At 57.1% G+C, this 12525-nt stretch carries 11 protein-coding genes; 3 read left to right on the forward strand and 8 right to left on the reverse strand.

The genetic code is table 11. The features are described from left to right. Window positions 1-61 precede the first annotated feature (61 nt). Entirely contained in the window at window positions 62-5260 is a 5199-nt protein-coding gene (locus IE102_RS08930) for an ATP-binding protein (protein WP_189486166.1), read from the forward strand. Between the two features lie 42 nt (window positions 5261-5302). Here IE102_RS08930 and IE102_RS08935 read toward each other — a convergent pair whose 3' ends face one another. Continuing rightward, window positions 5303-5716, reverse strand: a complete 414-nt coding sequence (locus tag IE102_RS08935) for a helix-turn-helix domain-containing protein (RefSeq protein WP_189486167.1) — start codon at window positions 5714-5716, stop codon at window positions 5303-5305. A 205-nt stretch (window positions 5717-5921) separates the two neighbouring features. Here IE102_RS08935 and IE102_RS08940 point away from each other — a divergent pair, with 205 nt between their 5' ends. Continuing rightward, window positions 5922-6164 (forward strand): hypothetical protein, encoded by a 243-nt coding sequence (locus tag IE102_RS08940; protein ID WP_189486168.1) that lies wholly within the window; start codon window positions 5922-5924, stop codon window positions 6162-6164. Between the two features lie 29 nt (window positions 6165-6193). Beyond that, complete coding sequence (locus tag IE102_RS08945) at window positions 6194-6589, forward strand: hypothetical protein (protein WP_189486169.1); 396 nt, start codon at window positions 6194-6196, stop codon at window positions 6587-6589. Here the strand turns inward: IE102_RS08945 and IE102_RS08950 are convergent. The 7 genes from IE102_RS08950 to IE102_RS08980 all read right to left on the reverse strand — a co-directional run bounded on the left by IE102_RS08950 (window position 6572) and on the right by IE102_RS08980 (window position 12511). Next, entirely contained in the window at window positions 6572-7126 is a 555-nt protein-coding gene (locus tag IE102_RS08950; protein ID WP_189486170.1) for an AAA family ATPase, read from the reverse strand. The two genes, IE102_RS08945 and IE102_RS08950, sit on opposite strands and share 18 nt — an antisense overlap. 493 nt (window positions 7127-7619) lie before the next feature. Next, on the reverse strand, window positions 7620-9359 hold the full coding sequence (locus IE102_RS08955; protein WP_189486171.1) for a relaxase/mobilization nuclease domain-containing protein: 1740 nt from the start codon (window positions 9357-9359) through the stop codon (window positions 7620-7622). A gap of 237 nt (window positions 9360-9596) precedes the next feature. After that, window positions 9597-10223 (reverse strand): lytic transglycosylase domain-containing protein, encoded by a 627-nt coding sequence (locus IE102_RS08960; protein WP_189486172.1) that lies wholly within the window; start codon window positions 10221-10223, stop codon window positions 9597-9599. 2 nt (window positions 10224-10225) lie between these two features. Continuing rightward, the gene (locus tag IE102_RS08965; protein ID WP_189486173.1) at window positions 10226-10561 is read right to left on the reverse strand and encodes a DUF736 domain-containing protein; all 336 of its coding nucleotides are present in this window, start codon (window positions 10559-10561) and stop codon (window positions 10226-10228) included. Next, window positions 10558-11142: a S26 family signal peptidase gene (locus IE102_RS08970; protein WP_189486174.1), complete on the reverse strand. Its 585-nt coding sequence runs from the start codon at window positions 11140-11142 to the stop codon at window positions 10558-10560. Before IE102_RS08970 ends, IE102_RS08965 begins: the two co-directional genes overlap by 4 nt. Further along, window positions 11139-12245: a replication initiator protein A gene (locus tag IE102_RS08975; protein ID WP_189486175.1), complete on the reverse strand. Its 1107-nt coding sequence runs from the start codon at window positions 12243-12245 to the stop codon at window positions 11139-11141. The genes IE102_RS08970 and IE102_RS08975 overlap by 4 nt, the downstream gene beginning before the upstream one ends. Beyond that, window positions 12242-12511 carry a helix-turn-helix transcriptional regulator gene (locus tag IE102_RS08980; protein ID WP_373295596.1) on the reverse strand — a complete coding sequence of 90 codons (270 nt, stop codon included), beginning with the start codon at window positions 12509-12511 and terminating at the stop codon, window positions 12242-12244. Before IE102_RS08980 ends, IE102_RS08975 begins: the two co-directional genes overlap by 4 nt. Window positions 12512-12525 lie beyond the last annotated feature (14 nt).

The following is a 12525-nucleotide window of genomic DNA, read 5'->3' on the forward strand; positions in this document are numbered from 1 at the left end:
CTCTGTGCGAAGGCGAATAACCGACGCGGCGGCACCCATTTATTGAAATCGTCTGACGTCCATGTCGTCTCCAGCCAAAAAAAACAATAGTTCAAAGGGACAGACCGGAGCCAGCCCCCGCGCCAGCGGACCTAATGGCGCCAGTCTTGAAGCTTTGGTGGGAGTCCATTATGCGCTTGTACTCCTGGGCGGCGGTGAGGCGCGCGGACTGCCGGGGAGTAAGGTTGGCGCTATAGCCTTTCAGCGCGCCTCGCTCGGTCATCCTGCGGATGACATTATCGTCTATGCAATGGGGCCGGATGGGCGGCAACGCACTTTGGATGTCCAAGCCAAACGCTCTTTGACCTTTACCGCGTCAGACGGCCAATTCAGGAGCATTGTGGGTCAAATTGTCAGGACGTTTCCGGCTGACGCGGAGATCGGTTCAGATCGATATTTCGCGGTCGCTATCGAACGGACCACGACCCGTATTGAACAGGCGGTTCAGGAGGTGCTGGATTTAACACGCTCAGTGCCGGACGCGACCGAGTTTTTCACCCTTCTCGATGCGCCGGGTCGAAGCAACGCCGGCATGCGCGACTTTGTCACTGTTTTTACCGATATGCTGAAACAGGCCGGCGACACGGCCGATAACGCTCGGGTTTTCGACATTCTGCGGCGATTTCACGTTTTAGTTTTCGATTTTAACCGTCAGGGGTCGCTGTCAGAATTCTGGGATAAGGAACGCGCATCCCGCCTTGAAGCCAATGCCTCCATCACGCATGGCCTGTACAACACGCTGTTCCAAGTTTTGCTGTCGATGGATGGCGCTGGAGGTAAGACGACACGCGATCATCTGGTTCAGGCCTTACAAGCGGAGAGGATCAACCTCCAACCGAACGTCGACCTATCGCGTGGCAGGCGCAGATTGCGCGAACTCAGCAATCAGACACTTGCCGATATCAATTCGTCCATTGCCAGCGTCCATATGGCGCGCCACGATCGTCTGGAAACTATTGAAACCAGGCTCGACGCGGCCGTTGAGACAGGTGGTTGCGTTGAATTGTTCGGTGAAGGCGGGGTCGGAAAGTCAGCCTTACTTCAGGCGCTCGCCGGGCGGCGCAACCCCGTCTGCCCGATTGTGGTCCTTGCGCCGGACCGGACGCCGGCGGGAGGATGGGCCGAACTGCGCCAGACCCTTGGCACAGACGCAAGCCTGGCCGAGTTCATCACAAGTCTTGCAGGCGACGGCGGTTCGTTGATCTGCATTGACGGTCTTGACCGTTTCCTCGATCCCGGCCAACAAAAGACGATTGCCGATATTCTCAGTGCCGGCCTCGGTCAACGCGGCATATCGACCTTGATTACCGCCAGACCAGGCTGGGACAAGGATGGGGTCACCTGGCTGCCAGATCAGGTGATGACCAAGCTTGATGGACGCACGCGCATCGACGTCGACAGCCTGACAGATACAGAGGCGGACCAACTCGGCCAGGCCTTTCCTCCACTGTCCTCTCTCTTAAAACCTTCCCATCCGGCCAAGACACTCGTCCGAAACCTGTTCAGATTGCGGCGCCTGCTGGGTCGAAAAAGCGCTGAAAACCTGCCCGGAAGCGAAGCGGCCATGGCTGTTGACTGGTGGGGGAATGGTGATGCGCAGGTCGGCGACACAGAGCCCCTTAAGCGCGCCAAGCGTCGCATTTTAACGCAGATGGCGGCGGCGACGGTTGGTGGCATGGCGGTGGTCGCAAGCGCCGATATGGATGATGCGGCCGTCAACTCGCTTATTGTGTCCAAAACCCTGAGGGAGCATGGACGTGACGATGTGACCTTTGCGCACGATGTGCTTAGCGATTGGGCAATTGCCAACTATATTGCGGATGATTTAGCGCACTTGGACACCTTGCATCTGGATCGGCAGGTGCCGCCGTGGATGCGCAGAGCTATCGAACTTGCCGCTCAAATTACCGCGGAAGACCCCTCGACCGACCGATTTGAGGCGCTCCTCACCCGACTGCGGCAGGACGGGATTCACACATCCTGGTCGGGCACCGCCTTGATGGCCCTCGGCCGTTCAGACCGGGCGGGTGAGCTCCTGGATCGGTTTAGCGACCTCCTGTTGTCAGCCGGAGGCGCGCTGGCGTCGGAACTTATTCGCCGGGCCAAGGCCACAGAGTCCCTTCCGGCGGACTTGCTGTTCCAGGCGAAAGGCATTGCCAACCCACCTACGAGTTTGTTGATCCCGGCAGGTCCCGTATGGGACCGGCTGATAAGATGGGCGCTCAAGCGGTTCGGTGCGCTGCCTTCAGAAACCTTTTCCGATGCTCTCGACCTGTTTGAGCACCGGATGCTTCTCTATGCTCTCCCGATCACGGATGATCTTGGGCCCCAAATCCTGGAGGCCTGCGCGACCGTGCTTGTCACCGAGGTTCAGGAGCAAGGTGAGCGTCGAACGCGCAGGCATAGTCAATCGTCCCAATCCTTGCCGTCGCGACCGTCCTATCCAACCGGCTCGGAAGATATTGAACGCGCGAAGCGCATCCTCGGTCTCTATGCCAGACATGCCCCGGCATCGGTTGCGAAATATCTGGATGCCCTGGCGGCGAGCGATCGCCCCGTCCGCATCGGGAGCCATATCGTCAAGGGTACGGGGTCGTGGGCTAGTGTCGCGCCCGTGGCCTTTGCCGCTGCGGTGCGGTCCATGGTTCTTGAGCTAAAAAGAGGCCATGAGCGCCGCCAGCGAAGTGATGGGTATGGCGAGCTCTACGCGCAGTTGGAACGCAATATCCTCAGTACAGTGACGGGTTCAGAGCCTTTTCTCGACCTTCTCATCGCCGATAAGACCGAAGGTCTGGCGCTGATTCATGAATTGGTCGGCGATGCGGCGGTGTGGGCGAACCGTCAGGCGACAGGAGAGGGCGGCGCATTTGACGTCGCGCTGCTTGGCAAGACGCGGAAGGTCCGCTGGCCTTGGTCTTTTTTATACGCCCGTGGGCAAGGGCAGTCACGGATGGTGACGGAAGCCTTGTGTGCGCTGGTATATTGGGGCCATTGCGAGATCGACAGCGGGCGGGCGATTGATGAGGTCGTTGCTGACATTCTTGGCGATGGTGACATCAGCGCAGCGCTTCTCCTTGTCGCGATCGACCTTACCATCCGCCATAACTGGGTTGGGACGGTTGGTATCAGAGATATTTTGTCGTCTCCGGAGGTTTTGGCGCTTGACGCAAACCGCAAGGGGATCGACCAGCTTGGTCTTGGCCGGGACCGGTCTTTGGGTGTCGGCAAGTCGGGCGCCTATGTGACAACGACCATCCGAACCCGGTTGTGTCTGCATGAGATCCTTGACTACTACCTGTTTTACGATGCCGAGGTAAGGGTCGCCGAAACCCATTCAGCTCTTGAGGCTGCTCAGGCCAGGTATCCGGTCTGGGAGTCTGACGTGGTGACCTGGACCGATCCTGCCTTCATGGTCGGCTATGCACTGCGTGCCTTGGATAAGGCTAGCTATGAGGAGGAAGATACGGTCCAGGACAACGGCGAAATTGCCGTTGGTTATAGGTTCCGTCTACCTGCCCATCAGCAGGCCTGGCTTGATCGAAAGCTCGCAGACCTTGGTAATGACCGCACGCGCTTTGAGACCGGCCTTGCGGTGAGAATGTCGCTGGATGAGGAGCGGGAGGGGACCAAGGCGTTGTTGTCGCAGGCTGAGGAGTTGTGGCGTACCACCTCTGAGGCCGTCGCGCATATCGAGGTGGTGGAAAGTCCTGAACCTGAAGACGCATGGCTTGCGCGATTGGCAGCCGCCGCAGTTCTTGTCCGGGACATGGCGGAAGACGAGCTTGCCTTGATATCTGACGACATATCGGACGTTTTGGCAACCGTCATGGCGGTGCCGGCGTCGACGCATGGACGGATGTCTCAGAACGTCATGTATAATGCGCAGTCGCTTGCCGCTGTCGGACTGATATTCAACGTAAACCGTTTTGGCCGGGACGAGGATCAACGGTTACTGCTCGAAGCGGCCGCTCGCCATGGTAACAGTGTCCTATCCGCCTGCCTGGCCCATCCTTCGGCGGTTAAAGCCTTGCCTACACGGCTGGTTGTTGCCTTATTTCGACTCGGGCTTGAAGGTTGCATTTCGTGGCGGCGCAAAGACTGGGAGGAGCCAGAGGGCAGCGAGACCTCGCGGCGGCAAAAGATTGAAGATCGCCGCATACACAGGCTCGCCGCCGAAATCGACTGGGTGCTCTATGACGGCCCGGAACCGGGTTGGCCTGAATTTCCCCTTCGAAACCCCTCAAAGCCGAGAGGGGTCGTTCTGTCGGCCGAAACTTTCGAGGTCGATGACGATCAACATGACGATGAAGATTCCGAGGCCGAAAAGGTCTTGCCGGTAGATGAGATCTTTTATGCGGGCAGCGCTGCCCATTGGTTAGAAGTATTGGCCTTTACGGCCCAACCAGCCCCGGATTGGATTGATCGCTTTTTGGAGTACCAGGCTTCGTGGCTCCTGCATCTACACGGTATGGGGCGCGGGACCAGTGCGCGTGACACGGATGCCGAATGGACACTGGCGATTTTCAGGCTGTATGCGCAGCGAGCCCGGTCATGGAGTGACGCTGATCTCGAGCAGCGCCTATTCCAACCCCTGGCATTGTTTAAGGACGAGCCTCTCTTCGCCGCGGTAGCCACCTTCCTTGTTACGTCGGACGGCCTTTATTTGATAGGGCAGGCTGACGATACCGCCTATCTCGTTGGCGTACGGCACAGGCTTTGGGACCTTCTTCAATTGACGGGCGGCTGGAAGCACCATGCCTGGCGCTCAGGGCTTAACATCGAATGGCATCTGTCCCGGCCGGTGTGCGCGCTTTATTTTAAGGTAGATTATGGGTTCAGCCAAACCGCCTATACCAAGGGGCTAACGCCTGAGCAGATCACGCCTTTCTTGCCATTGTTATGCGCCATCGCCCGTGCCGCACCTAAGAGCGGCACGACGGCTTTGCTTTTGCTCGATGTCGTAAAATGCGTTCCGTCGGCTCTGGGCACCTCCAGTCTGGTTGACACCGTCCTGTGCTGGTGGCGTAGCGGTGTTCAGTCCAATTTCTGGACCGACGGGAACCTCGGCGCCGACATCGCTAACTATATAAACGTATCAACTCTGTCGCCGGACGTCGCACTGGCTATGACACATGTGGCCGACGCCATGGTGGCTGCCGGTATCCCAAGCGCATCGTCTCTGAGCGACACCTTACAAACCCATCTCAATGGGTCCGCATAGATGCCGCAACCGCGGCGTTGTCCAGGAACACGAAGTAAAGGGTCAAGCGGGCTCGGGGTCTTCAGCGAGGGTGCGCACGAGTTCCATTATCTTCCGCCGATGCTTTGGATCAGGAATACGCGGGAAGGATTCGGCCAGTTCGATGCCCTCGGTTGTCATCAGGAAGCCATGGATAAATTGCTCGGACTGGGATTCGCTAAATCCGTCGTCACTCTCAGCCTCGCCATACCCCTCGAAGAAATAAGACACAGGTGCTTTCAGGGTCTTGGAGATTTCATAGAGCTTCGAGGCACTAATGCGGTTGGAGCCACGCTCATATTTTTGGACCTGCTGAAAGGTAAGCCCAATAGCGTCCGCCAAGCCTTCCTGACTTAAGCCAAGAAACTTGCGACGCATGCGAACCCGCCCCCCAACATGCAAATCGACCGGATTGGGGGCGTTAACAACGGAAATCATGGCGTTTTTCACTTTGCATTTACTGGAAGGAGTGGGGATCTGGCCGAATGACGGTGTCAAGAAGTGTATATACTACTACACTATACCATTGCGGTACTAAATTTCGCGCACGTAATAATTGAAAATTACAAGATATAGCACCTAGTTTTACTCGCCTAAGTATGCGGAAGATGCTGATGACTAATCTCAAACTAAGGCGGCCGTTATGAAGGATAATGCGCAGACGGCGGTTAAACTGGCAAACGCGCATGGTTTGTCGATCCTGGACGCCATGGCGGTAGCAGATGGTACTATGAGCCTCGAATTTCCTCTGGAAAGGAAGCAGGATCGTATGGAGGGTCATGTCTGGGGTGGCAAAAAAGCCAACCAAGCCCTGACGCTGAATCCGATTTGGGATATCGATCCTGGTCATTTCTGGCTCTATATCAACGACCAGACGGCGCAGTAATTTTTCAAGGTCGACCAAATGTCATTCTTATGGAAGCCGAGGTGCCGGAAATCTTAAACAGTCTGCACCAGGGCTCACGTCGGGAGCAGGGACCTTGGCATAAAAACTACAATTCAAAATCCCGCATTATCGCCTACCGTTGGCATTCAGGCAAAGCCGTCACCCCACCTTTCTTTGAGATTGCCAATGGGAAATTGATCGTCGTCGGCGGCAATCATCGTCTTGGCCTCGCTATCCACTATCGGGCTAACAGGCTGCTGAAAAACAGAAGTGATTTGCAATGCGAAGGGAGAGCCTGTTTCGCAACAGTTCCTGCCGGGGAAGAGACTGTCCGGGCTGTCAAGAAAAATTGGCGTAAAGCCGCTATTTCCGGTTTCAAAAGCTGCAAGAGCGAACGGTTTAAGTGCTTATGCAAGTCCAAGTAGCGAGTCTGCCATCGCCACGCGTTGAGCCCGAAAACCCAGAACCTCGATAATACGCGGTCCGTTGTGCAATAGTCCAAGGTCATCTTCGTGAAGCATGGTCTTGAGGCGCCGGTCTACGCGCCTCCGCAATCGGGGAAATTCAATCTGTATGGGAATATCATCAGGAGATGTGAGGGGGACAAAAATGACCACATCAAGCATGGCGAGCGCTTTGCTGATATTGGCCAGTTCACGGCCGCCCGGCAGCCATTCAAAGCCCTCACGGGCACTGACAACCTCCAAATAGGCGAGAAAGTCGAGTGGGCAGCGGTCAAAGATCACGTCGCGGCCATGAGCATGCCCCAGGATCAGCTTGCAGCTTTCGGTGAGCTGCTTTTCAAGATCAGGTATCGTTGCTCCATTAAGAAACGGAACCCCTTGCTGCTCAAGAAGCCAATAGGGCTCCGGCACGCTTTCATAGCTGCGATGAACGGTAGTGAAATCCTCGATGAATGTCGTCTTGCCTGTGCCATGCGCACCCGTGACTGCAATATGCATGATGCCCCCCCTCCAGGCGCATATATAGCGCCGGTCTCAAGCAAGCAAGAACCGAAGCTGTCAGGTCATCAGAGCCCGCCTTGCAGGTACGGATGGCCATCAGCACGCATGGACCATTTTCCCGGTTCTTCATTGTCCCGTATACCCACAGATGATTATCGCTGTCCGCACAGTCGGCCCCCTGCGCACTTGACAAGGGAACTTCACATGACCAGAGAAACATGAGTTTTAAAGTCATGTTTAAACCTCAAAACGAAGAACCCTTTGCCCTAGTAGGCCGCTGAAAAGCCCGCTTTTCTTTTTGTCGTTTGGGTGATTCAATCGCTTTGTTGAGAAGCGGGTTGATTTGTGATGCGCGGGACAGATGAACCAGCAGCCTGCTAAAGTCGTCCCGCTCCTTGTTCCCGATGCCCTTGAGGGCGATGTCCTGACGCTGCTGCCCGGGACAGGCCGGCGCCACCGATAGGCGGACCACCTTCGAACCCCATCAACCTCATATCTCCAGCCCGCGTTTCTGGCCGAAGCTCCAGTCAATCCCCCCGTTGTCGCGGGCCACACCGGAAATCTGCTGGCCGAGCTTACTCTCCAATGCTGGCGTCCAAGGTACGAGTTTGAAACCGACACCATCGTCCAGCATGGCGAAGCGACCTGAGGCCAGGTTCAGGCGTTGGGTATAGATGCCGGATGCGTGCTCTCCCGCCGCCATCGGATTAAAGCTCAGGCCGGTGCTGTCCGTAATCGTCGCGCAAGCCGCGTCGATTTCGCGCTGTTTTAGGGTTTGCAAAAGGCTCTTTGCGAAGACGACCTGATCGCCCTGTCGCTTGGCCAGACCGTGTTCAATGAGGTGTTCGGCCCGTCGATCCAAAGCTTGGCGTACCTCGGCGCCGAACCCGCCTTCACTGAGATCTGACGGCTTGCCAAGGATGGCCTGGCGGTCCAGCCAGGTTGATCCTAAGGCGGTCGTCTGGCGCTCGATAGGCAGGTCTGATCTAACCGCCAATACTGACCGTGTATTGCCATCACGGTCTTCGAATTGGCGCACCTCAACGATTGATCCCACGACGCTGTCACCACTGGCGTCAAGGGAGGGGAGGCTGACGTGGTGTGTGCGGCCATCTGTGCCGTCGATAACGGCGTAGCCAGTGCCTTTCAACTCGTCGTCCAGGCCGCGTGCCATAAGACGTCCCACAATTGGCTGACCGAGACCTTCGCCTGCGAGCACATACCCGGCCGTGCCGCGGTTTATACCCTGTTCGGCCAGCCCCTGATGGATGCGCTTTATGATGTCGCCGCGTTGCCCCAATTCGCGTAAGGTCGGTTCAGCTCGGGCGGCAATGACCCACTGCCCGGCGCCAATCTCATGAGCCAATCCGAGGCCTTCCAGCTTTCGCATCCGCCCGACTTTCATGACGTGGAAGACGTCAGGTGTGTGATCCCCCGTCGGCGCAAGATCGACGAAGCCCGTGGCCCGGCTGTCGCTGATCAATTGGCGATCAAGCTGGGTAAATCTGTCAGCGCTTATCTGGCGGCGGACATGGGCCTGCATGTCGAGCTCCGTGCGTGGGCCCAACTCATCTGTGATCAGTTCCTGAGCGCGGGCGCGCATACCCTCCTTGATGTAATCGCGCGAAATCACCAGATCCTCGCCGGTATCGGTTACACCACGCAGGATGATATGGACGTGGGGCTGATCGGTGTTCCAGTGGCTGACGCCCACCCAGTCGAGCCCGGTCCCGAGATCGCGCTGGGCCTGGTTCATAAGGTCGCGCGTAAAGCTCGAAAGATCGGCCATGTCAACGGCGTCCTCTGGCGAGACGATAAAACGGAAATGGTGGCGGTCATCCTTGCAGCGTTCGGCGAAAGCAGGGACGTCAGCATTGTCGGTGTCGGGCCCAAACATTCTGGCGCGGTCGCCGTCCTGGGTAACACCTTCCCGCCTTAGGTAGCGCAGGTGTGTCGCCAGCGGTGCGCTCCTGCCGTTGATGCGCACGACACGGGTTTTGATAATGGCCACTCTTGAGCGGCTGGTGAGCAGGCGATTGGCGCGGATGGTCGCGTGGCGGCCACGTCCAAAGCTTGAGCGACTTGGGGCGGTGATCTTGCCGCTAGCCGAGACCTTCCCGCCGGCCTTCTTCGCCGCTGCTAAAGCCTGGGTTATGAACGGCCGCAGGCGCTGTGCGCTTTTGGACCGGATGCGGCCGGGACGAATGCGAAAGTCATTTTCATCGGACATATAGGTTAGCACCTCGCGTTATCACATTGAAAATATGTGGGAAAATGACGGGCGCACATAAGCCGAACTTGCGACACCTCGCGCACGACAGGTGCAAACCCTGATAAATGAACGATCTGCCACCTCAACCGCCCGGACGCACCTCGCGTCCCTTTTATCTTGCCCTCATTCTTAACTTTGATTTTGCGCGATGACTCCTGATGGGGCAGGTGCTTTGGACAGTTATCTCAGATGGGTTTAAGGAGCGACGGATGGCTTGGACGAAGGTATGAACAGGTCATCGTGCGATTTGCCATGGTCAATTGAGCTATCACTACCGGGCATGACCGTTGCAGCGAATAGAGGTGCATTGATCCATGATAGCTTGACCTTATACGTAGCCCCACTTGTGAGCGGGGCGTCAGTTTGGTTGATTTTTTGGGTTAGCGCTTTGACATAACTGACGGTTTCATTAGGCAGTTTTCGCGCCGTTTTCATGTGCGCTTCGTACCGTCCCGGCCCTGCATTGTAGGCCGCCAAAAATCCCGGCGCACCGTACCGATCGTACATTTCCCGCAGATAAGCTGTGCCCGCGAGGATGTTGTCATGCGGATCAAAAGGATCGCTCCCAAAACCATATCGGCTGCGCAAGCCCTGCCACGTTTGCGGCATAATCTGCATCAGCCCCATGGCACCTTTTGGCGACACAGCGCGGACATTGCCGTTGCTCTCGACCGATAAGACGGCGCGTATCCAGGGTTCCGGTATGCCAAATCGTTGAGAGGCTTCTGACACATGTGCCGTGAGATTTTGCGAGATAATCGTGCTTGCCGCCGGTGCCGACGAAGCGGCGAGATCGCCGGCCAGGAAGAATGAAAACGGCATGGCTAAACGCTTTCGTCGCGCTTAGCATGTCTATTCCAATTCAGCACCCATACCTTTTTATCGTGTTCCTGTTGAAAGAGATTTGCCCGAATGGGCGCGCTGAAAAGTGGATCATCAATGTTGATTGAAATGAAGTCGCCTGCGCGTTCACCCGTGCGCCTCCACCCCGCGCCAATCTCGGGACCATCGCCATCGCCTAAATGAATACGGTAATCAGGCACGTTTGCGGCGTCGGTTTGGTTGATGGGTAAAAGCACGATATGAGCGTCAAGGGTAAGCGTTTTAATGCGCCCGGAAAAGAGGCCACGAATACGGGTGAAATGACCAATCTGCGTCATGGAAGGCTCCTTGCGGCGGTGCTGGTTTTTATAATTTTACGTTGCGCGGCGTGCCAGATGTAATGGCCCTGACCGTCGGGATCTGTGTAGACGGGTACCGCTTTGCCTATGACGCGGGCAGCGTCCGTAAGCCCGAAATACCGCCCGTCAAAGCTATCGCGAGCCCCCGTGTTCATGAGAAAAACCTGGTGGGCGCCGATGGTTTGGCAGCCCCGCCACACAGGAAGCGGGCGTCCAATTCGGTCACGTGAAAGGGCCTCGCCGACAACCGTGCCGTCGATGGTGATGATGCGGTCCAGCCGACAAACCTTTTGTCCCGGAAGCGCTTCGATATGTTTAAGTAATGGGACGCCCAGCGGTAGATAACCGCGATCGGACATCCATTGGGCGGTGACGTGAGGTGCCTGAGCAGCGACTATGGTTTTAGGCTTGCGCCAATTCTCAGACCTTACTACGTAGAGCCCGACGGGAACACTCGCTGAGGTATTCCATATAAGCTTTGGCGGTGATGAAAGGAACACGGAACCGGTTCCGGCGATTGCCAGGCTATAGGTGATTAAGAGCCATCCGAAACGGGTCATTTGGTCCTCTCAGTGACCATCTTTGAGGCCAAAGTAGAGCTGGACGGTTTGGAAAAGACTGAGGCACTTGCCTTTTTATCAACGGGTAACCAGGTCTCTACAGAGTTAGAGTCTATGTTAGACTCTAAGTTAAGGCTTACGCTGTTCCTTGCTGGACTTGGGGTTGCGGCGGTGGCTTGCGCCCGATCGCCCGATACCTCTGCGCCTGAAAGCCCGATAGGGTTTGCGCCTGATCGCCCGATGCCATTCACATGTTTATCCACAGACTGAGTGCTGGCGCGGCCAGGGGTAATGCGCAACCATTCACGTCTGTCGACCCGTTCCATTTGGAGGTGGTAGCCCGGGAGAGGCTGGCGGCGCGCGATGCCGCGAAGGTCCAGGGAGAAATCAGATAGCCTGGCCAGACTACCGGATTTGACATGAAGGTGTGCAGCCTCAAACAGCCAGCCGCCGGCTTGATGCCCCGCGTGCTTGCGCGCGACCCGGTACAGCCACCGCTCTATTCCGCCCGTAAGCCGAAAGTACGCGGGATCGATTTTGAGGATGAGGTTGTGGTCGATGACACCCCGGTAGAACCAGTCTGGGAGCACGAACTCCATGCCTTCTGCTCTACCTGAGCGGGTTACACGCTCGTCCCACTCGTTTATCCACGAAAACTGCTGCCGTCGCCAGTGATCACCATGGCGGATATTTGTCCGGATCACCGTCGATTGCAGACGCACCAGCGCGGCCTTGAGGCGGCGATAGTCCTGAGCGCCGGTTGAACGCCCCACCTGGGTCAGGAGTTGATAGGGGGTGAACCGCAAACGACGAGACGGCTCAAAGCCACGGTTCTGGGCGTCAACGAGGTGAGACGCCGCCCAAATCAGAATGTCGGCATCCCATATCGATGCCATACCGTATTCTGGCAAGGCATAGACCTGAACCTCAACGCCGGCGCTGCGATACAGGATTGGGGCCTGTCGCAGGGATTTCGACAGCGAGAAGAATGGCCTTTCCATCAGGTCCCTCTGGTCGCGAGGAGAGGCAAAGCCTGAGTGGATGGTGAGCGGCACAACCGTTAGGCGGTCGCCGGGGGGAAGCGGGGTGGGGCTGGCTGTCATGGCTTTACCCTGGTTTGAGGCAGGGGTTGACCCTCAAGGCGACGGGCTGGCGAAACGGAGCTGGATTTGGGCTCGAAGGTCGACGTGCGGGTGCCGCGTTCCAACCAGTGTTTGAGGTCATCCTGATTGTAGACCACCCGTCCACCAAGCTTATGGTAGCGTGGTCCTGTGCCAAAACTGCGGTGTTTTTCAAGAGTCCGGCCGGATAGGCCCAGAAACCGTGCCGCCTCCGGCGTTCGCAAATGTCTCGGGGGTAGGTCTGTCATATCGACGGTCATGT

It is taken from the genome of Asticcacaulis endophyticus, assembly GCF_014652575.1.
Classification (GTDB): Bacteria; Pseudomonadota; Alphaproteobacteria; order Caulobacterales; family Caulobacteraceae; genus Asticcacaulis; species Asticcacaulis endophyticus.